General features: G+C 32.1%; 15 protein-coding genes. 10 read left to right on the plus strand and 5 right to left on the minus strand.

Features of this window, described 5'->3' with window-relative positions:
• From CLORY_RS10880 to CLORY_RS10895, 4 genes are all read left to right on the plus strand, one after another.
• Nucleotides 1-705 (plus strand): lysophospholipid acyltransferase family protein, encoded by a 705-nt coding sequence (locus CLORY_RS10880; RefSeq protein ID WP_079424211.1) that lies wholly within the window; start codon nucleotides 1-3, stop codon nucleotides 703-705.
• A gap of 284 nt (nucleotides 706-989) precedes the next feature.
• Nucleotides 990-2,159, plus strand: a complete 1,170-nt coding sequence (locus CLORY_RS10885; RefSeq protein WP_169911592.1) for a metallophosphoesterase family protein — start codon at nucleotides 990-992, stop codon at nucleotides 2,157-2,159.
• Nucleotides 2,149-4,527 (plus strand): ATP-binding protein, encoded by a 2,379-nt coding sequence (locus CLORY_RS10890; protein ID WP_079424215.1) that lies wholly within the window; start codon nucleotides 2,149-2,151, stop codon nucleotides 4,525-4,527. Before CLORY_RS10885 ends, CLORY_RS10890 begins: the two co-directional genes overlap by 11 nt.
• A gap of 123 nt (nucleotides 4,528-4,650) precedes the next feature.
• Nucleotides 4,651-5,325 carry a Bax inhibitor-1/YccA family protein gene (locus CLORY_RS10895; protein ID WP_169911593.1) on the plus strand — a complete coding sequence of 225 codons (675 nt, stop codon included), beginning with the start codon at nucleotides 4,651-4,653 and terminating at the stop codon, nucleotides 5,323-5,325.
• A gap of 141 nt (nucleotides 5,326-5,466) precedes the next feature.
• Here CLORY_RS10895 and CLORY_RS10900 read toward each other — a convergent pair whose 3' ends face one another.
• Entirely contained in the window at nucleotides 5,467-5,685 is a 219-nt protein-coding gene (locus CLORY_RS10900; RefSeq protein ID WP_079424219.1) for a hypothetical protein, read from the minus strand.
• A gap of 252 nt (nucleotides 5,686-5,937) precedes the next feature.
• On the opposite strand from CLORY_RS10900, the gene CLORY_RS10905 reads away from it, so the two are divergent.
• Nucleotides 5,938-7,365 carry a sensor histidine kinase gene (locus CLORY_RS10905; RefSeq protein WP_169911594.1) on the plus strand — a complete coding sequence of 476 codons (1,428 nt, stop codon included), beginning with the start codon at nucleotides 5,938-5,940 and terminating at the stop codon, nucleotides 7,363-7,365.
• A 14-nt stretch (nucleotides 7,366-7,379) separates the two neighbouring features.
• Here CLORY_RS10905 and CLORY_RS10910 read toward each other — a convergent pair whose 3' ends face one another.
• Both CLORY_RS10910 and CLORY_RS10915 read right to left on the minus strand, forming a co-directional pair.
• The gene (locus CLORY_RS10910; RefSeq protein WP_079424223.1) at nucleotides 7,380-8,531 is read right to left on the minus strand and encodes a hypothetical protein; all 1,152 of its coding nucleotides are present in this window, start codon (nucleotides 8,529-8,531) and stop codon (nucleotides 7,380-7,382) included.
• Nucleotides 8,532-8,777: 246 nt separating this feature from the next.
• Entirely contained in the window at nucleotides 8,778-9,008 is a 231-nt protein-coding gene (locus tag CLORY_RS10915; RefSeq protein ID WP_079424225.1) for a glutaredoxin family protein, read from the minus strand.
• Between the two features lie 652 nt (nucleotides 9,009-9,660).
• Here CLORY_RS10915 and hisA point away from each other — a divergent pair.
• Nucleotides 9,661-10,416 (plus strand): phosphoribosylformimino-5-aminoimidazole carboxamide ribotide isomerase, encoded by a 756-nt coding sequence (hisA, locus tag CLORY_RS10920; RefSeq protein WP_079424227.1) that lies wholly within the window; start codon nucleotides 9,661-9,663, stop codon nucleotides 10,414-10,416.
• 86 nt (nucleotides 10,417-10,502) lie between these two features.
• Nucleotides 10,503-13,109: a metallophosphoesterase gene (locus CLORY_RS10925; protein ID WP_169911595.1), complete on the plus strand. Its 2,607-nt coding sequence runs from the start codon at nucleotides 10,503-10,505 to the stop codon at nucleotides 13,107-13,109.
• Between the two features lie 33 nt (nucleotides 13,110-13,142).
• Here CLORY_RS10925 and CLORY_RS24215 read toward each other — a convergent pair whose 3' ends face one another.
• Entirely contained in the window at nucleotides 13,143-13,346 is a 204-nt protein-coding gene (locus CLORY_RS24215) for a TrkA C-terminal domain-containing protein (RefSeq protein ID WP_207652199.1), read from the minus strand.
• Between the two features lie 75 nt (nucleotides 13,347-13,421).
• Between CLORY_RS24215 and CLORY_RS10935 the strand changes: the two genes are divergently transcribed.
• The 3 genes from CLORY_RS10935 to coaW all read left to right on the plus strand — a co-directional run bounded on the left by CLORY_RS10935 (nucleotide 13,422) and on the right by coaW (nucleotide 19,686).
• Nucleotides 13,422-16,901: a lamin tail domain-containing metallophosphoesterase family protein gene (locus CLORY_RS10935; protein ID WP_079424233.1), complete on the plus strand. Its 3,480-nt coding sequence runs from the start codon at nucleotides 13,422-13,424 to the stop codon at nucleotides 16,899-16,901.
• Between the two features lie 272 nt (nucleotides 16,902-17,173).
• Entirely contained in the window at nucleotides 17,174-18,823 is a 1,650-nt protein-coding gene (locus CLORY_RS10940; protein WP_079424235.1) for an OPT/YSL family transporter, read from the plus strand.
• Between the two features lie 23 nt (nucleotides 18,824-18,846).
• Entirely contained in the window at nucleotides 18,847-19,686 is an 840-nt protein-coding gene (coaW, locus tag CLORY_RS10945; protein WP_079424237.1) for a type II pantothenate kinase, read from the plus strand.
• A 512-nt stretch (nucleotides 19,687-20,198) separates the two neighbouring features.
• Here the strand turns inward: coaW and CLORY_RS10950 are convergent.
• Entirely contained in the window at nucleotides 20,199-21,926 is a 1,728-nt protein-coding gene (locus CLORY_RS10950) for a ferredoxin hydrogenase (RefSeq protein ID WP_079424239.1), read from the minus strand.
• Nucleotides 21,927-22,195 lie beyond the last annotated feature (269 nt).

The raw sequence follows: 22,195 nt of genomic DNA on the forward strand, positions 1-22,195 counted from the left end.
ATGATAAAATTTTTATGGTATTGTTACTTTGGATTATATGTATTTATGAAAACAGTTTGCTTCGCACCTAAAATTATGTTCTTAAGAAAATTTAAGCCTGAAAAAGCAGATGCATATGCCTTTAAGATTTTTAAGATTATGTGCACACATGTACTTGTAAAATCAAAGACTGATTTAAAGGTCTCAGGACTTGAAAATATACCGGAAGGAGCTTGTGTTTTTGCTGGAAATCATGAAGCGATTTTTGATGTATTTGCTGTACTTCCGTGCATGAAAAGCATAACAGGTTTCATAGCTAAACAGAGCTTAGGCAAATTGCCGGCGGTAGCTTGGTGGATGAGACAAGCACATTCGGTATTTATTGATAGAGATAATCCCAGAGAAGGTATAAAAGCAATTAATCAAGCAGTTGAGAATCTAAAAGCAGGATATTCAGTTATTGTGTTTCCTGAAGGGACAAGAAGTCTTAAAAGTGAAATAGCAGAATTTAAGAGAGGAAGTTTAAAACTAGCACTTAAAGCAAATGTTCCTATAGTGCCATTTACAGTAGATGGTACCTATAGAGTATTAGAGGTTGGAAATAAAGTTAGAGGAAATAAAGCAAAGATAATATTTCATGAGCCTATATATGTAGAAAATTTATCTAGAGAGGAACAGAAAAATATAACAGAGATAGTTCATGATATAGTTAAGAAAGCTTTGTAGAAGAGCAAAGAGTAGAGAGAAAAGAGAAAAGAGATAGATGAAATTCTGCTATGCAGAATTTCTATGACTAACCTTTTCTAAACGTAACTAAGTCCCAGCGCGTAACCTAAATCGCAAAAACGTAAACGAAATAAAACACAGAGAATCCTATATGATGAAATCGGCTTCCAAAGTAGACGATTGCCACCTTCACTTTACTCTTTGCTCTTGGTTCGTATATAATTTGGGGACTCGGCTTTAGATGCGGGTCCCTTTTTATTGAAATGAAAGATGGGAGGAGACAAATGAACAGCGTAAAAATATTACATTGCAGCGATTTTCATTTTGATACTGTTTTTAGCGATTTAACTTTAGAAAAAGCAGAGCAGCGAAGGGAAGATATAAGAGAGAACTTAGGCAGCATAATAGAACTTGCTAAAGAGGAGAAAGTTAACTTCATCTTGATTGCTGGAGACATGTTTGATAACACAATGGTACGATATGAAACTATAACATATATTAGGGATAAGTTTTGCAGTATACCAGAAACACAGATATTTATAAGTCCAGGTAATCACGATGCACTTACAGAAAGAAGTTTTTATAAAGATATCATATGGCCTGATAACGTGCATATATTCACAACTGAGATGCAGTGTTTCAGTTATGACGAATTAAATGCTGATGTGTACGGCAGAGCATTTTCTGAAAGTTATGAAAGGGAGTCTTTTCTTAATAATTTTAAGGCATCAGATGAAAATCGCATTAATATAATGTGTATCCATGGTGATTTTACTGCCAGCAGCAATATATCTGATTACAATGCTGTAACTACTGAACATATATCAAATTCGAAGTTAGACTACCTTGCATTAGGACATATACATAGCTATTCAGGAATTAACAAATCTGGTGATACATTGTGGGCATACAGCGGTTGTCCTGAAGGCAGGGGATTTGATGAGCAGGGTGACAAAGGTGTATTAGTAGGAGAAATATATAAGGGACATGCTGACTTAAGATTTGTTAAAACATGTAAAAGAGTTTATCTAACTTATGAAGTTGATATAACAGGGGCAGAAAATTACGATAATATTATGACAAAAATAATAGACGAAATAGAAAAGAATATGGAATATCAAGATGTTGGCGAAGCAATACAAAATATGAGTCAAAATCTATGCCAGATTGTTTTAAAAGGTCGCATAAAAAAAGAATTCAAAATCAATAAAAGCATACTTGAAGAAAAGCTGCTTAGAAAATTTTATTATGCTAAGCTGCTTGATAAAACAGATTTCGAGGTGGATTATGAGGCTATATCGAAGGAATATACACTAAGAGGTATATTTGTAAAGAAGATGCTTCAGAAAATACAACTGGAAGAAGATGAAAATGAAAAGATAAGTTTGCTTAAGGCTCTTAATTTAGGACTTGATGTGTTGGAGCAAAAAGAGGTGACAACAAATGATTATTAAATCTATTACTATAAAGAAATTCGGCAAACTAAAAGAATATGAATTGAATTTTAGGGAAGGCCTCAATATTATATATGGAGAAAATGAAGCTGGAAAAAGTACCATTCAGAATTTTATAAAAGCTATGTTTTATGGCATGAATTCACAAAAGAAAAATATTAGTGAAAACATCAGAAAAAAATATTTACCCTGGGATGGTGAGAGGGCAGCAGGCAAGATTGTTTTTTGTGATGATTTAAATAATGAGTATGTTATTGAGAGAAGTTTTGGACAAGTAAAAAAACAGGATATATGTAATGTATATAATAATATTAATGGAGAACAGGCAACAGGTATTGATAGCTCATGCCCAGGTAAAGATATATTTGGTATTAATGAAGAAACCTTTGAAAAAACTATGTTTATAAAACAATTAGGGGCTCAGTTTGCCAGAGATAAAGATGATGAGATTATGGGAAGACTATTAAATATAGGACAAAGCGGTGATGAAAATTTATCGTTTCATAAAGCAGTAAATGTTCTTGATAACATAATAAAGAACTTAAGCGGCGGAAGGAAGACTGGAAAAATTGATGAAATCAGAAGCAGAATATATGAGCTAAATACTAAGAAAATTGAGACGTTAAGTGTTAATGAGAAAAATTTGACACTGCTTGAAGAACAAAAAAACTTATCGAAGCAGATTCAGCAGCGCAGAAATGAAATTAAAAAATTAAACGAAGACATTGCATTAGGTAAAAAACTATATTTATATTATGAATATAATGAGATATTAAAATTATACAGCAGCAAAACCGAGCTTATTAGCGAAATGAATAATTTAAAATCTTCGTTTTACAAAAATAATTTTGAAGATATAGAATATGATATATCTGGACTTAGAGAAGCAAATTCTATTTTAAAGGAACGAGAAAAAAATTATGATTATGTAAATGGAAAGCTTAAAGATATTGAAAACAGAATAAAGAGTATAGAAATAGAAGAAGAAGCATATGCCAGCTTTCACGAATTGGGACCTAATCTCGAAGAAAAGGTAAATAATCTAATTAGTAAAAAAAGAGAAATAGAGAAGTTACGGGAATTAGAAAAGGGCAGCAATAATAGCTATGGCACTAAGAATAAAATGAAATTCATAATGCTATGTTCGGCGCTTATTATTGCTGTATTCTTTGCAGTTCTGTATGCAGCTAATATAAACAAACAGTTTGCTGCCTTTGCAATACTGCCGTTTCTGTCATTTATATCTGCTTTAATAAACTACTTAAGCAATCTGAAAAAACAAAAAAGCGTAGACCAGTCAGATGACGAAGAAGATAATTTTTCTATAGATAAATATTTTAATTATCTATTAACTAGCTGCGGTTGTGCTGATATGGAGGAATTTCACAAGCGATTAAAGGAATTTCGAGAGCTTCAGAGCAAAAAGCAGCTAATTGAAAGTGAAAGAAAAGTATATTTAGAAGATATAAATGAGAGAATAAATGAAATTAATAATATTAAAGAAGACATTGCTATAATGTATAACAACTTTATAGTTCCATCCTCCATAGCAGATGAAAGTATAATGGATTATATTCAGGAAACTTATAATAAAGTTAAGAAAAAGATTGATGTATGTAAGGAAACAGATTATGCACTGACTAATTTATTACACGGGAGAAGTATAAAATATATTTCCCAGGAAATGGAAAACATATCGGAGCAGTTACCTGAAGATATAATAAGTAATATAAAATATAAAAAAGGATCAAGATATATGAATAGAGATAGACTGGAGGCTAATCTTAACAGCGTCAGCAGCGAATTAATCGAGCTTGAAAAACGGAAGCAGCAGATAAAATATAAGTTAGATACTGAAAGTTCAGCACTCTCCTTAGGTTCAATAGAGGAGGAAATCATTGCAAATAAAAATAAGCTCGTTATGCTGGAGGAAGTAAATAAAAATGCAGATATTGCAAAACAGACGCTTACTGAGGCATTTAACGAGTTACAAATGAATTTCGGTCCTAAACTTAACAGTTGTGTAAGTAGGATAATGAAGCAGATAACTGCTGATGCTTACAGCGATATTAAAGTGTCCGATAATTATGATATGAATGTATATGATAGTAAAGATCAGTGGCTAAAGAGTGCTGAGTATCTGAGTGGAGGAACCTATGATCAATTATATTTTGCATTAAGGCTTGGTCTTATTGAAATAGCCTTTGATACTATAAAGGTTCCTGTAATATTAGACGATACATTTATACAACTGGATGATAGAAGGATGGCAAACACAATCAATTATTTAAAAAAACTGGCAGACAATAGACAAGTTATATTATTTACGTGTAGAAAAGTGGATAGCATAACCACTGTACTAAATTAAAAAAAAGTTATATAATATTATATTGTATGGATAGCTGGTCCAGTTGTGTTTTGGGAACGATATTATAGTGCTTTTAACACAGTAAATTAATCTGGATTTAGTAATTTAATGAGAGGTGATATAATGGAGAATCTATATGTAAAAAGTAAAAATAGGTTTATAGCAAAAACATATTTTACTATGGGTTTAGGTTTACTGTTAACATTCGCTGCTGCTCTTGCAACTTATCGTCTTATGTTTACGAATTTGATACAGATCCCTGTACAAACGTTTTTCGTAGCTGCTGTTGCAGAAGTTGCGCTAGTATGGTTTCTAAGTGCTAGAATCAACAAGCTTTCTGTTTCAAGCGCAAGAATGTGGTTTTTTGTTTACTCGATTCTTAATGGTTTTACTCTTAGCGTGGTGTTTAGTTCATATGGTTTCGGAAGATCGCTTATGGCATTTTTACTTTCGTCAATAATGTTCTTCTGTTCGGCTATGATTGGAGTAACTACTAAAAAGGATCTATCAACTTTTTCAAGAGTTTTATTTATGGGAGTTATAGGACTTATAGTCCTTGGTATATTCCAGATGATTGGACTTCTTAGTGGTATGAATCTTATTATATCTCTACTAGGTATAGTTATATTTTGTGGACTTACAGCTTATGATATGCAGAATATAAAGAGATTTCATTCATCGGTTATGTCATACGATGCTAATACTGTAAACAAATATGCTATAATAGCAGCATTACAGTTATATCTTGATTTCATCAACATATTCCTATACGTACTTAGACTATTTGATAGGAACTAATATCTAATATTATCTAAAATAGAAATAAGAGTGAGAGATTAATACAGAAACTCCCTGATGGGAGTTTCTATTTTTATGTAGATGGAAATTCAGATATGCAGAATTTCATCCATACTCTTTACTCTTTTCTCTTTACTCTTTTTACTCCCACTCTTCTATATTTTCAACACCGCCTAATTCATTAACTGCCCATTCCACTGCATCTACTGCACTATCAAATTCGTTTGAACCACTGAAAAATAGCGTTTCATCCTCTTCATATACTTGTATGAATATTTCCTTGATTCCATCCGTTATTCTAACTTCACCTGTTTTTTCCAATGAGTCAGCCATTTCTAATATTGTGTTTTTGTCCTCCATTTTGTGTACCTCCGATATCTTCATTATATTTTTATGATAATATATGCTAGATACACTTAATTATATGTAAGTATGTTTGTACAAACGTTTAAATGAATATATACTAAATGATGAATAAATATGTAAGATAATTACATAATGTATATGAAAAATAAAAAACAAATAGAAATAGTGAATTAAAAATCGAAATATGGTATTATATTCTTGTGCAAGTTGTTATCTACATAGATAATTAGTATGGAGGCAATATATATGGCCGTTTGGTTTATAATTTTAATTTATTATATTATTTTTACAAGCGTTATTATTATGGCAAATATGGTAATTAAGAAGTATTGTTTTAGTTACCTTGTATTAAGTAATTTATCTACAATTATGTGTTTTCTAAGTATAATGTATTTGCAGTATTCCGAATGTTCTAAAGCTGTATATCGTATTGCAAATACATGTGCTTTTATGTCGTTTACTGTCAGTATTATTTTAGGATATGTGGCACTTAAAACTTTTATAAACTTAGAAATTAAAAGATTGCAAATACTTTTATATGCGTTTCTAGTTATTATAAATACAGTGATCTCATTTACTGCTCCTTACTATGTGACATACATGGATAAATTTATTTTGATGGTTTTATTCATTAAAGCAGCTGGAAATATATTTATAAAAAGAAAGAACGATAAAATATCTGTATTGTTTGCATTTATAGTTTTGATATTTCCTGTTATAAATATAATAATAGGTGTTTGTTCTCTTATATTTCATGTAAAAATCAGTAACAGTATAACTTGGGGAGTGTACGTACTTCAGTCTTCAACTTATTCTTTATTTATGCTTCTTTATTCTATTTTTGAAATAAAAAACGAAAGTAATAGGAATGTTACGCTTTTAAATGAAGCTATAAAGATGGATGAATTCAGAATGAGTGCAGTATCTGGAATAACTCACGAGCTAAAAACACCAATAAATATAATAAGCAGTTCAATACAGCTTCTGAATGATAGATATATAGGAAAAGATTGTTATAATGAACAAAAAGTAAAAGAGTATATGGATATTATGAAAAAAAATTCGTACAGAATAATAAAGATAGCTAACAACTTTATAGACATCAACAAAGCTGAGCTCGATGCTTTTGAAATTGATTATGTTATGTGTGATGTTGTCAACCTGGTTGAGAGCATAACTATGTCTACTGTTCCTTTTGCAGAGGCAAAGGGAGTGGAAGTTATTTTTGATACGAATATTGAAGAATATATAATGCTTTGTGATATATATAAAATGGAGAGAATAATTTTAAATCTTATCAGCAATGCAATTAAGTTCACTAATGCAGAAAATGGCATGGTTTGGGTAAATCTGAATATTGATTCCGATACTGCAAATATAAGCGTAAAGGATAATGGAAAGGGTATTGCTCTAGATAGGCAGCATAACATATTTCAAAAATTCTCCCAACAAGCAAGTGAAAACAATGTTATTGAAAGCAGTGGGTTAGGTCTTTCACTGGTTAAGGTTTTTGTGGACATGCTTCATGGAACAGTGAAATTAAAAAGTAAAGAAGGTGAGGGTGCCGAGTTCACAGTAAGCCTTCCCATAAAAATATGTAAGGAATGCGACGTGAAGGAATATAAACTGGACAATGAGAGAAAATTAAACGTAGAACTTTCAGATCTAGACTAGATTGTTATAATAATCTAGTCTAGATAATTTTTAAGAAAAGAACTATTATATTTTTTGTATTTATTTTTTTGTGAGATAGGATTATTAATATCAATTTTATTCAATTCATTTGAGGAGAATCCCTTTAGAATCCATTGATTGCAATTATAGTACACATCGTTGATTAAAGCTACCAGCTCTTTTAATTGTTCATAATCGCTAATCGTGAAACAATCCGTTGTTTCATGTAATATTTCGTTAAAATCATAGCAGTTTTTTATATCTAATTTTATCTCCCAGGTTATTTGTTCAGCTTCTTTTTTGTTAATCACATAATTTGATATTAAATAAGAAATAAAATTATTGTCATATTCGTTAAAACATAACGAGTTATCCTTTGCGGCTCGAATAAGTTCATCTTTAGTGAAAAACTTATACTCTATATTCTTTCTTAATGACTGTTGTTCAACAATATAATGATAGTTATCTACATAGTCATAGCATAGGTGATCGTTGCAAATAAAAATGCCATAATCCTTCCAATAATTTTCATATATTATAGATATAATATCAAACATATCTCCAGTGAATTCGTCAAGATATGTACTTATTAGTTTATAGGCTGTAGTGAAGTCTAAAACACCATAATAATAGAGCATACCTCTAAGCAACTGGTTAATGTTCTCATTAAATTTAATCTGCTTATAAACCTCTATACTGTTAACAAGATATTTTAAACGCTGTAGTATATCTTTCGGAATCATTATAAATTTATTTTCGTCCATGATGACAAGTGATACTATTCCTAATTTTCTAAGATATAGAGTTAAATCTGAATATTTATCACGAAATGGCATTATTCCATCACTGTTAACTATACACTTTATAAGTTTGTATTCATTTTCTGTGAGTCTGCATAACAGTGAGTTAAGTGAGTTTATTATATGTGTACGTAACGCTGACGCTAGTTCAGGTTTTCTGAGCGTGCTCACACAAGACACTCCTAAGCATTTACGAATAATATTCAAATCAGATTTTGTATAATTCTGTAATACGTAATATACATCAGCATCAGAATCAGCTGTAATAAAAGCCTTTTCCAAAATTTTTTCATGGGTGGATTTCAACTGTTGTTTTAGGTTATTTAAAGCTTTAATTGTATCTAGTAAATATTTTCTATCATTCATGAAATCACCTGCATAGAATATTTGAGATCAAAACTCTCCTCATATATTATAACAAATATATATATACTAAGCATATGTATACATTGTAAAAAACACATTAATTTTAATTAGGTGTTGTAACACCTATTAGCTTGAAAATACCTTCTTTACATATAGAAATTGTGGTACAAAGCATTTTTGTACCACAATTTTGACTAATGATATATTTCTAGTTAATGAACGCTGTTAATAATCGGTATCTGCTTGTTATAGTTTTAGTAGGTTATCGAGAGTTGGCTTGTCAAATCCAACTACTATGTTTCCATCTACATCTATAACAGGCACACCTCTTTGACCAGATTTATTGATCATTTCCATAGCAGCATTTCTGTCTGCAGAAACATTTTTCTCTGTATAAGGAATAGAATTGTTCTTTAAATAATCTTTAACTCTAACGCACCAAGGGCAGGTAGAAGTTGTATATACAGTAACACTCATTGTAATTCCTCCATTCAAATTAATATATATTAATGCTCGATTATATTATTAGTAATTAGGGTAATATTATTAATACCCCATATAGGTATATTATATACTTGCAATAAATGAAAATCAATACCAATTATACTAATTAATAAAATTTTTTACTTTGTTATATATTGACAAATTAATGAAAGATACTTTTAATTAATATCAAGATACACCACTAAATAGGAGAAAAGGTGGTTATTAAATGAAAAAACGATACAACGTGTTTACGAAGAAGTTAACAAGAAACAGTAATATATTTTGAAATTAGAGAATTAAGATAAGAAGGCAACAGAAGCAGTATAATAAAAGCATCTTGTTAATATTAAGAGTTAGGGCATTAAAAATGGTTACATCCGACGGAGGCATTTGGAGTGAGTTTAGCAATTATCCGTGTCTTTTAGGCAAATTTCCGTTAAGATGGTGAATTGTTTGAGGCGCAGCCGAGTTATGAGCCATTAGGAAATTTGACTAAAAGATGCGGTGAAATTGCTTAACGCAGCGGAATTAGCCGACATAGGGTGTAACCATTTTTTATTTATTTATTTGAATAAATATGCTATTATAATCTATATGGAAAAGACAAAACAGCTGTAGAAATTAAAGTGGGAGAGATATATAGATGAAATTTAGACCTTGTATAGATATACATTCAGGTAAAGTAAAGCAGATTGTTGGAAGCAGCCTTAAAGACGACGGAAGTAAGCCACTTGAGAATTTTGTATCAAATTATGATGCTGATTATTACGCTGAATTGTTTAAGAATGATAAACTTGTAGGTGGACATATCATTATGCTTGGTCATGGAAACGAGGAACAAGCAATAAAAGCGCTGAAAAAGTACCCTAGCGGTCTTCAGATAGGCGGAGGCATAAATGCAGAAAATGCAGAAATGTTTCTTAAAGCAGGAGCTATGAAGGTTATAGTTACATCCTATGTATTTAAAAATGGAGAGATCAACGTCAGCAATCTAGAAAGAATGGTTAATTACATAGGAAAGGATAAACTAGTGTTAGATTTAAGCTGTAAAAAGAAGGAGGGTAAATATTATGTTGTCACAGATAGATGGCAGAAATACACACGGTTCACTATTGATCCTCAAAATATTAAATGGTTAGAAAACTATTGCAGCGAGTTTTTGGTGCATGCAGTTGATGTTGAAGGCAAAAGAAACGGTATTGAAACAGAGCTTGTGCAAAAATTAGCTTCCTGGACTACGGTACCCACAACTTATGCCGGAGGAGTAAAAAGTATGGAGGATATCAAACTAATGAAGGCGCTGGGAAGCGATAGAATTGATTTGACAATTGGAAGTGCCTTAGATATATTTGGAGGCAATTTGAGTTACAGAAAAGTTGTAAATATGATTAGTCAGTAATTTATCCCAAATTGAATTGAATAATGAAAACTTTAAAAAACCATACTATTAGTATGGTTTTTATTATCTATTAAGGAATGAGGAATATGAAAAGAAAATATATAATCGTTTTAGTTTGTGCATGCATTTTTATATTTATGGACATACTTGTTTTTCATATTAATATGGATACGCTTAAGCTTACTTCTTCCAATAAAAGGGATGCAGCTATATTGCCCAAGGCTGTATCAATAGATGAGAATTCATTACATATGCTGTTAGAAAAGGATGACAAAGTTAATGAACTTATTCTTAAACTACAAGGAGTTGAAAAAATGGGGAACATAAAATTCTACATCAATAGGCATGTTACTGTTGATGGCAGAAAGGTTTTAAACGGAAATCCCTATCTAGTTTTTGAATGTAAAAAGTGCAGTTTAGGATTTAGAAATAGTATAAATATTAATAGTAAGTTAGTAAATGTTTTTAATATTAAAACTAGCAGATATAAAACTTTAAAAATTCCAATTGATTATAAGTTATTCAATTATAATTTAAAGAATATTATATCAATAAATTCTGGTGTAAGAGAAGATGAATCCTATAACAATAAAAATAAGAAAATGGATAATTTTTATGTGAGAAATGTAAGGCTTATTTTAAATGATGGCACTTTAATTCGTGATGAGAAATATCAGGACAGTACAATAGCTCTAGGTTCGGGGAAAAAGCGAAAGAAGAAAATATATTTGAATTTTAATATTCCAAAGGAAAAATTTACTTCAACAATTGCAGTAATAAAGTACGATTCGCTTAGGCAGGGAAAAAATAATATTAAGGTGTTAACAAGTGACACAGTACTTAAAGAAAAGTTTTTGTTTGATAGTGAGCCACCTGCAATAAAACCTAACTTTAAAAACAATGTAGTTTATAAGGATAGAGTGAAAATCAATTTTACAGTGAAGGATAAAGTATCTAAAGTAAAGCTGGTTAATGTTAAATTGGATAATAGGGAAATAAGTATTCCATATGAAGATTTAGCGTCGCGGCTTAAACCGGGGAAACATATTGTAAAAGTTATTGCAGCAGATTCACAAGGGAATCAAGTAACCGAGTATTTTTGCTTTACAACCAGCAGAGAGAATTATGACGTCAATATAAAAACTAATAATAATATAAAGGATGTGATTGTAGGAAAATCTCCGCTAGAAAAATATAATGTGTATGTATATGAAGGGGAAAAATGCAGCGGGAGATCTATAGATGTATATGGTGCAGCAAACAGATTAGAACCTATGGTACTAGCAAATAAAAATGAAAGGCAGTTTTTATCAGAGAATCAAAAGCTGATAGAAAAAGTAGACGGCAAGCTTCTAAAGATGAAAAGCAAATACAACCTGCCCTATGAGAAATTTGATATCAAGATAAAAGCAGGCAATCTAAATTCGAAAATTAAAATAGTTTGGAAAGGCTATGTAGAAAGCAGTCAGCGTCTTACTATGTATGCTTGGAATGTATGTAAAAATAAATGGGTACCGCTTAAAAGTACTCTTGCAGATGGAAAAAATGCAGAAATTACAGCTTCTGTCACTGCCAATAACTATGTAGATCAAAATTGTATCCATGTAATTGTGCAGTCTGGCAATACGGCCGTATTAGAAGAGAAATGTAATGATTTTACGTTCGCTTGGATGTCTGACACACAATATTACTCAAAAAAGTATAGCGACATCTATAAAAGCATAACAGATTGGTTAGCAGAAAATAGAAAGAAAATCAAATATGTAATACACAGTGGTGATCTAGTAGATAATTATAATGATATAAATCAATGGACAATAGCAGATAACTGCATGAAGGTTTTAGAAAGATATAATATACCTTACGGTGTACTTCCAGGTAATCATGATGTGAATCATGAAAAAGGTAATTTGAAATATTATTGTAATTACTTTGGCGCTAAGAGATTTAAAGAAAGTCCTGTGTTTGGAGGAGCATATAGAAACAATAAAGGACACTACGACTTAATTTCAGCCGGAGGAAATGATTTTATTGTGATGTATATGGGTTGGGAAGTTCAGGAAGATGAAATTAGATGGATGAATAAAGTACTCAGTAAAAACCGCGAAAAAAAAGCTATACTTGTATTTCACGAGTATATGTTTGAATATGGTTCTAGAACGCCTACAGGAAACACGATATTTAAAAATGTAGTCATTCCAAATCCCAATGTACTTGCTGTATTGTGTGGTCATTTTCATGAAAGCAGGATGCTGGTAGATGAAATAGATGATGATGAAGATGGAGAAACAGATAGACGAGTATACCAAATTCTAGCAGATTATCAAGATGGTCCAAGAGGCGGTGAGGGATTTATAAGATTACTAAAATTTAATTGTAAAAGCAATACTATAGATGTATGCACATATTCACCATATCTGAGAAAAGTCAATTTTTATGATAAACAGAAATATCCATTAAAGGACACTTTTACTATCGATATGGATTTAAAACCCTTAGAAAAGGCGGTAGCCACGGATTACTTTGGAGCAGCTGTATATACAAATAAAAAACTCTGCGAATATAGAAACGTTACTGGAGGAAATATAATTCATATTGATGGAAGTAAAATATCTGAAAAGTATGATGGATATTTTATTGTCACAGAGGATTCATCAGGTAAAAAATCTGTTACTGATGTATACAATAATTAGTGATGTAACCTATTAGTTAAGTATGTATATACATTAACTAATAGGAGAGGTCACTGCAGATAATTTGTCACTGACAGCATCGGCTTCCGACTGATTAGCCAAAACCAAGAGGAAATCTCCTGAATATATTCTCGTGTTTCCATTTGGTATAAGTTCGTTATTTTCACGGCGCACTGATACTAGTAAACATGCGCTGACAAATAAATAATTTAAATAAATATGAAACTTTTGCTGCAAAATTAACGTAAATGTCTATGGATGTTACTATAAATAGCATTGTTACATAATTCTTACTACAAAGGGAATGATGATATGAGAAAGCAAAAGTTTTTTGTTACATTATTGATTACATTTATTTTTATATTCAATATTACTGTAAATGGTTATGCAGCAACTTTGAATGTGTGCGATCAATATGTAAGCACTGATGACAAACCGGTATTATTAATAACAGAAGTAGTTCCGTATTCTACAAATGATAAGTATGAATTTGTAGAAGTGTATAATAATAGTGATAAAGATATTAATTTAAAAGATTATCGGTTAAACTACAGGTACCCATATGATGGCAGAAGCAGTGATATACCATGGACTACAGATAAAACTGATATTGTAATAAAAGCTGGAAATGTTATGGTTTTTTGGATTATTAATTCTAAGAACGCTAGTAAAACAGTAGCAGATTTTAATAATAACTACAGTACCAATCTTGTAGAAGGTAGTAATATAGTAAAAATATACGGTACTGGTCTAGCCAATACGGGCTATCGAGGAGTTGCAATTACAACGAATACAGGAGTGGATATCGATTCAGCCGTATATCATAAAAAAAATATCGCCATGAATAAAGGCATTATGTATAAATGCCCTGTAAGCGGTACTGTTCAAAGCATTATGGGCGGTGGTAAGAAAGCGGCAACTCCGGGTCAGGTTTTGCCTAGCCAAATACCATATGGAAGCGTTTATATTGGTGAAGATAATGTCCCTCCTGTTATTGAGTATTCTTCGCAAACCGAGTCTATAGATTCGACAAAAGATTATGACATGACTGTTAAGATCAGCGATGATAATCAGGTTAAAAGTGCATTTCTATATTACAAATTCAATGCAACTGATGATTATCAAAAGGTCAATCTTGTTTTAGACAAGGATAATTTATATACATACAAATTTATTACACCAGATTTGTTAGGCAAAAAATCAATACAATATTATTTTGTCGCAGGTGATGGAACCAACGAGGTGAAGTCTGATGTCTATGAGAGCAGCATAGTAGGAAGCAATCAATATTTATGGCTTAATGTAAAGGATGACCAGTATGTTTCAAAATCTATGGAATTAAAAGCGTCCTCTAACAGCTATGAAGCTTTTGCGACAGATATGTATGTAGATGGAAAACAGCAATTTGATATTTATGATGCACTAGAAGATAAAGCCTACTTCTCATTTGAAGTCAATAGAACAACATCTGAATATAAAAATGGTGTTGTCATGAATGATAAAGTTATTAAAGCATTAAACAGCAAGATAAGCAACTATACTACAATTACGGTACCAGTTAGTAGTTCAGAGCTGAAGATAGGAGAAGACAATACTATATCTATAAGGGCAGGAAGCAGACTTGGAATATTTGATGATGATGACGATAATAATAAAGATGATTTTTATATAAGAAATGTCAGACTCACACTGCCAAACGGATATCAGATAAGACCAGAGCAATCTGAATACAATGACCCGTCTAAAATAATCGCGGTAGGTGATGACACTAAACTAAAAGCAAGTGTACAAGTAAATTTTAGATTTAATATTGATAAAAGCATAGTATATACAAGAGCTTGTAAAATTGATACAAGAAAGATGAGTGATGGAACACATGCTGTAGAGGCTTACTTGAATAACAATACTGTTACAAAAAAAATAATTGTGGATAATACACCTCCAGCAGTAGAACCTCTAATAAATACTAAAAAAGATTATAAAGGTAAAATTAAAATAGATTTTAATGTGTATGACGGCGGAGCTGGAATCGATAATTATTCCGTAAAATTTGACAATAACCCCATAACTCTTCCGTATAAAACCTCATCATCATTATTAACTTCTGGAAGACACAATATATGCGTTATAGCAAAAGACAAAGTTGGTAACAGTATCAAAAAGAATTATTCTATTAATGTAGTGAATGAAAACCCATATCCGCCTAAAAAAGTTGATTCGGCGGAAGGAAAAAACGGTGATGTCAGCATAAGAGTCAAAGATCCTACTAACGATAGAATGAAAGTGTCGTTTTATAAAGCGTATAAATATAGCGCAGCATCTATGGCTGCATTTCAAGGAGAAGCTGATATAGAGCCTCCTAAGGAGAAAGCTATATCTGGAGAAAGCCAGTTAAATAATGAGCAGCTTCAACAAATAAATGCTGTTGATGGAAATTATGTTGAAACGGATTCTGCATCAAAATTTCCATATCAGCGGTTTGATATAAGCATAGACAATGATGCTGAGAAGAATTCTATAGTTGAGATTAATTGGCAGGGAAAGTCTCTTATGGGAAGACTTGTTACGCTTTATGCATGGAATATGAAAACTAGTAGGTGGAAGCCGTTGGCAAGCTCTGTGGCAGCGGATACTGATTTTAAATTGTCAGCAAGTGTAAGACTTAGAAATTATCTGGACAATGGGAAAATACATGTTTTAGTACAGGATAAAATATACCACAATGAAAAGTTAAATAATGATAATAATAAATTCTCATTTGTATGGATGTCTGATACCCAATATTATAGTCAGTACAAGCCTAAAGTATACGACAGCATAACAAACTGGATAGCACAAAATAAGGAGGCAGAGAATATAAAATATTGTATACATACAGGAGATATCGTGAATAATTATGATAATATAAATCAATGGGAAAATGCCAGTAAATCTATGAGTATTCTCGATAATGCAGCTGTACCGTATGGTATTCTTGCAGGAAACCATGATGTAGGCGATTCTAAAGCAGATTACAGCAATTACGATAAGTACTTTGGAAGCGATAAATTTAACGGCAAAGATTACTATGGAGGCTCATATAAAAATAATAAAGGTCATTACGATCTTATTTCGGCTGGAAATAATGATTTTGTAATTTTGTATATGGGGTGGGGAATAGGTGATAAAGAGATAACTTGGATGAATAAGGTGTTAAATAAATATCAAAACAGAAAAGCGATACTTTGTTTTCATGAATACATGCTCGAAGACGGGAAAAGAAGCCTTATAGGTGATAAAATATTTAACAAGGTTGTTGTACCTAATAAGAATGTCATTACAGTACTATGTGGACATAATTCCAATACTTTGTGTAATGTTGATGGTATAGATGACAATAATGACGGAAACATAGACAGAAATGTGTATCAGATACTATGCGACTACCAGAGTGGACAAGGCGGAGATGGGTTTATAACACTTTTGCAATTTGATACTGAAAATAATAAGATAAACCTGAAATCTTATTCTCCATATCTTAATAAATATAATTTCTATGACCCGGCAAAATATCCTGAAAAAGACAGCATTTCTCTTGATGTTAATCTGCAGTCAGAGAATAGATTAGTAGCGACGGATAGTATAGAAGCTAATGTTTACACAAAAAATATGATAACATCGTTTAAGAATGTAAAAAGCGGAAGTATAGTTAAGACTAATATAAAATCAGCTTCATCTAATGCAGTTTATTACTATGTGGTTGCAGAAGATAAATATGGTGGAAGATCTCAGTCGGAGATATTTAAAGAGTAAAGAGTAAAGAGTTAAGAGTAAAGAGAAAAGTTAAGGTGAAAATTCAGCTATGCTGAATTTCTACATTCACTTTATACTTTTATCTTTACTCTTTTTAAGTCTAAATTGAGCGCTGTTATTAACGAATATTAAAATATAGAAATGAAAATATTAATTACTATTTGCAGCAGATATGTTTGTGGAATTTTTGTTAAATACATAATAGACGTAGGCCTATGTATGTGGTATATTACAGTTATGGTCATCAATAAAAAATTACAGGAGTTGATTTCATGACTAATAATAATGAGAAACATTTTGCAGGGGTTAATCAACTGTCCTTAAGAGGTATAATTATTGGAGTTTTAGGTTCCTGTGTAATAACGGCTAGCTCTATGTATGTAGCTCTTAGAATCAGTTCTCTTCCGTGGCCTACAATATTTGTAGCTATTTTGTCAATGGCAATACTGAAGGCTTTAGGAAAAACAACCTTCAATGAAATAAACATAACTCAGACGGCTATGTCTGCAGGCGCTATGGTTGCAGGAGGATTAGCGTTTACGCTTCCTGGATTATGGATAACAGGTGTTTGGAAGGATAAGACGATTAATACACAACATTTTTTAATGGTATTTTTCATTGGAATTGCTGGAATGCTTTTAGGTACTGTGCTTACATATTACTTAAGACCAAAGTTTATTGAAGAACAGCAGTTACCATATCCAATAGGAACAGCGGCAGCAGAGACTATACAAACTGGAGATGAAGGCAGTAAAAAAACTGTAGTTCTATTTTCAACCATGGGATTATCCGCTGTATTTACTTATTTAAGAGATAATTTAGGTATTATACCAGCAAGTCTGTCGTCTAAATGGTTATATGCAAGGAATATAAACGTAGGTATATGGCTTTCACCGATGGCTATAGGAATAGGTTACATAATTGGAGCTTTATATACTGGTGTTTGGTTTATCGGTGCGTTAATATCATATTTAATAATTGTACCGCTTGGCACTTACTTTAAAGTTTTTCCCAATGCAGCTATAGCAGTATCGTTTAAGAATACTGTAGGTATTGGACTCATGGTAGGAACAGGTATAGGAATATTGATTTCTTTTATAGCTTCAATTGTGAAAAAAAACACAAACCAGATAGCCAATACTGCAAAAATAGATAAGAATAAGAGTGCAACTAGCAATATAGGAAAAATATTGGTTATATTTTCCGTATTAGCTGCATTTGTATTATCTATAATATGTGGACTTAATGTAGCAGCGTCTATATTGCTTATTCTAGGGGTTTTTATAACATCAGCTATGGCTGCTACTATAACAGGGCAGACGGGAATAAACCCTATGGAGGTATTTGGAATAATAGTGCTGCTTGCAATCAGAATATTTATTAAAATTGATACAGTTTCAGCATTTTTTATAGCAGCATGCGTAGCAGTTTCGTGTGGATATGCTGGTGATCTTTTAAATGAATACAAGGTAGGATATAAACTAGGTACTAATCCAAAAGCACAGCTCATTTCACAGATTGCAGGAGGACTAGTAGGTACAGTAGTTGCAGCAGCAGCATTGTTTGCTATAATAGGACAATTTGGAGGAGTAGGAGCTGACAAAGGCCTTCCAGCTGGTCAGGCCTATGCTGTTAGCCAGATGGTAAATGGTATAGGAGATCCAAAAGTATTTATGGTTGCTGCTTTATTAGGAGTTATATTGTATTTAGTTAAGATTCCTTCAATGACACTTGGACTTGGTATGTATTTATCTTTTGAGATATCTGCAGCTGTCTTTCTTGGAGGATTTATAAAATATATAGTTAATAGAAAAGATAATAGTAAGGACGAGATAGGCAATATTGCAGCTTCGGGCTTCCTAGGTGGAGAAGGAATAACTGGAGTAGCGGTAGCTATAATAAAGATGTTTGCCGGCAGTTAACTATGAGAGGAGTATACACATAAGTGAGAAAAATAATTGGTATTGATATAGGCGGAAGTACCACAAAGATAGTTGGACTTCACAAAGGAGAAATTTTTAGTCCACTGCTTGTAAAAGCGGGAGATCCTATTTCATCCATATACGGAGCCTTTGGAAAATTTTTAAGTGAAAACAAATTAGGCATATCAGATATAGATAAAATTATGGTAACTGGTGTTGGTTCATCTTATCTAACAGAAAAGATATATGGTATTTCTACAGGAAAAGTGGACGAATTTAATTCGATAGGTACTGGAGGATTATACTTAAGTAAACTTCCCCAATCTATAATAGTTAGCATGGGAACAGGAACAACTTTTGTAATGGCTGATAAAAATGGAGTCACACATATGGGGGGAACAGGAGTAGGTGGAGGGACTTTACTTGGTCTTTCAAATACGATGTTAAATGTAAGAGATTTTAATGATCTGGTTAAAACTGCTTCGGAGGGCAATTTAAGTAATATAGACTTAAATATAGGAGATATAACTAGTGATATCTCTGAAAGCTTACCATTAGATGCTACTGCATCTAATTTTGGAAAGATAAGTGATCTGGCTACAAAGGCAGATAGAGCTTTAGGAATAATTAATCTAGTATTTCAGACTATTGGAGTTATGTCGGTTTTCGCCAGTAGAATATATGGCATACAAGATGTAGTACTTACTGGCAATCTTACTAATGTACCGCAGGCTGCAGAAATGTTTAAAAGAGTTGAAGATATGTTCCATGTAAGATTTCATATGCCGCCAAGTGCAGAGTTTGCAACAGCAGTAGGAGCAGCACTTCTATATGAAAACAGTGAAAACTATTTAGAAATATAGAAAATGGATGAGAGACCAATGAAGGCATTTTAGCAGGCAGAGGTCTTTCATCCATTTTTATCTTAAGGTATATATAAAGATTAATAATTAGTAAAGAAGATGGATATTAAATAAAAAAACAGTACATCGTGTTTACGAAGAAATTAAAAAGAATCGGTAATATATTTTGAAGTTAGTGAATTAAGAAAGGAAGGCAAAAGAAGCAGTATAATAAGAGTATTCTGTGAATATTAAGAGTCAGGGCATAGGAAATGTTTACAGTCGGGGTTATCTAAGCACACTCATTATCATTCGCAGATAACCCGTTAAAGGCCATTTAGGCCTTTAACCAACGGAGATATAGAGTGAATTTAGCAATTGTCAGCAAATTTTATGTAAATTTTTGTTAAGATTAGGGCAGTGTTTGAGGCATAGCCAAGTTTGCCCTAATTAGGAAATTTACATAAAATTTGTGTTACAAGTGCTTAATGAACGGATCAATCTCCGTAGTGCCACAACATTTCTTTTTTTACTTACTTGTTTCTTTCTTTTGCTTTATAATGCAATAACTTATGTGCTAAACCTTCACCAGGTTTACCGAAATATGAATCGTACATTTTTATTATTGCAGTATTCTTATGAGACTTTCTCTTTGGAAGATTCAAGTCCTGATTATAAAGAACTGAAGCTCTCATAGTTTTATAATCAACACTGTCTCTTGCAGCAGCATTTATATGAGGCTGACCGCCGCCGTTTATACAACCGCCAGGGCATGCCATAACTTCAATGAAGTGATACTGCTTTTCGTTTATTTTTCCTGAATTAACAAAGTCAAACATATTAGCAGCTCCGTTTATAACAGCCACATTGTATTTTTCTCCAGCTATTTCAATGGTAGCTTCTTTGATTCCTTTTAAGCCTCTTACTTCTTTATAATCAATGTTTTCAAGCTCGGTATTTTCAGCAAAATCTTTAGCTGTCCTAAGAGCAGCTTCCATAACTCCGCCTGTAGCTCCGAATATTACACCAGCACCACTGTATTCACCCATAGCAGGATCTGCTGTTTCGTCTTCTAACTCAGCAAATTTAATCTTTGCTTCTTTAATCATTTTAGCTAATTCTCTAGTAGTAAGTACAGCATCAATATGTCTAAGTCCATCGACTTCCATATCAGGAAGATCAGCTTCATACTTCTTATCGTTACACGGCATAATTGTAACAGTATATACACTCTTAGGATCTATACCTTCTATAGAAGGATAGTAAGTTTTGCTTGCTGTACCAAATATTTGTTGGGGTGATTTAGCAGAAGATAAATTTTCCAAGAACTGCGGAAAATAATTCTGCGCCTGTCTAACCCAAGCAGGACAGCAGGATGTGAACATAGGGAAAGGACCACCTGCTTTTATTCTCTGAATTAACTCAGTTGCTTCCTCCATTATAGTCATATCTGCACCAAAGTTAATATCAAAAACTTTACTGAAGCCTAATGCTCTAAGGGCAGCATAAATTTTACCTGTTACATCTTTACCGAAGCCCATGTTAAATAATTCTCCAAGTGCTGTTCTAACAGCGGGTGCAATAGCAACTACAACATGTTTTTCAGGATCTGCTAAAGCTGCTTTAACTCTTTCGATATGGGATTTTTCGTGAAGTGCTGCTACTGGACAGGCGATAACACACTGACCGCAAAGCAAACAATTCGTATCATCGAAACATCTATCATCTACAGTTCCAACAGCTCTTTGTCCGTCTTTTTTAATAAATTGTATAGATTCAGTTTTTGTAAATGCCTTACATGCAGCTACACATCTTCCGCATAACACACATTTACTTCTATCTATTTCAATTGCGTTGCTTCTATTATCTATATACTGAGATTTATCAGTTGGAAGAAATGGAGTATTAGCTTTAGCTTTTGTCTTAATAACGAGTTTTAAAAATTCGCAGTTTTCTCTTCTAGGGCATGGACCACATTTAAACTCATGCTTATCTAATAGCATAGATACTCTTTTTTTGATTCTTTCCTTTACTTCCTCAGTTTCGGTATTTATAACCATACCATCTTTTACTTTAGCAACACAAGAAGCAATGACTTTACCATCAGCCTCTACAAGACAGACACCGCATTTTCCAAAGTTGCCACAATCTTTCAAAAAGCACAAAGAAGGTATGTCAATACCGTTTTGTCGAGCTAATTCTAATATGGAAAGTTCTTCATCAGTAGTAACTTCTTTTCCGTTAATTATTACTTTCTTCATGAGCCACCTCAATTATAATATAAAATTTTTTATTAATAAAATTATTGTATTGTCAATATTTTAACAAATATATAATATCAGTTTATAATACCTTTAACAAGGTAATTTTTTTAACCACTAACATATAATTACAATCTAAACGTTTACATAATTAAAAATTATAACAGCTATCTTTTGGATATTAGTACAGTTGTATGTTACATTGGAGTTCATTGTAAATGTAAAATACAAGGTTAGAGCGGAAATTTGTGCAATAGAAAAAGTATGAC

The sequence above is a fragment of the Clostridium oryzae genome, from assembly GCF_002029235.1.
Lineage (GTDB): Bacteria > Bacillota > Clostridia > Clostridiales > Clostridiaceae > Clostridium_AE > Clostridium_AE oryzae.

Coding starts and splice junctions, on each gene's coding strand:
- CLORY_RS10880 (WP_079424211.1), top strand. CDS start 1: ATGATAAAATTTTTATGGTATTGTTACTTTGGATTATATGTATTTATG.
- CLORY_RS10885 (WP_169911592.1), top strand. CDS start 990: ATGAACAGCGTAAAAATATTACATTGCAGCGATTTTCATTTTGATACT.
- CLORY_RS10890 (WP_079424215.1), top strand. CDS start 2,149: ATGATTATTAAATCTATTACTATAAAGAAATTCGGCAAACTAAAAGAA.
- CLORY_RS10895 (WP_169911593.1), top strand. CDS start 4,651: ATGGAGAATCTATATGTAAAAAGTAAAAATAGGTTTATAGCAAAAACA.
- CLORY_RS10900 (WP_079424219.1), bottom strand. CDS start 5,685: ATGGAGGACAAAAACACAATATTAGAAATGGCTGACTCATTGGAAAAA.
- CLORY_RS10905 (WP_169911594.1), top strand. CDS start 5,938: ATGGCCGTTTGGTTTATAATTTTAATTTATTATATTATTTTTACAAGC.
- CLORY_RS10910 (WP_079424223.1), bottom strand. CDS start 8,531: ATGAATGATAGAAAATATTTACTAGATACAATTAAAGCTTTAAATAAC.
- CLORY_RS10915 (WP_079424225.1), bottom strand. CDS start 9,008: ATGAGTGTTACTGTATATACAACTTCTACCTGCCCTTGGTGCGTTAGA.
- hisA (WP_079424227.1), top strand. CDS start 9,661: ATGAAATTTAGACCTTGTATAGATATACATTCAGGTAAAGTAAAGCAG.
- CLORY_RS10925 (WP_169911595.1), top strand. CDS start 10,503: ATGAAAAGAAAATATATAATCGTTTTAGTTTGTGCATGCATTTTTATA.
- CLORY_RS10935 (WP_079424233.1), top strand. CDS start 13,422: ATGAGAAAGCAAAAGTTTTTTGTTACATTATTGATTACATTTATTTTT.
- CLORY_RS10940 (WP_079424235.1), top strand. CDS start 17,174: ATGACTAATAATAATGAGAAACATTTTGCAGGGGTTAATCAACTGTCC.
- CLORY_RS10950 (WP_079424239.1), bottom strand. CDS start 21,926: ATGAAGAAAGTAATAATTAACGGAAAAGAAGTTACTACTGATGAAGAA.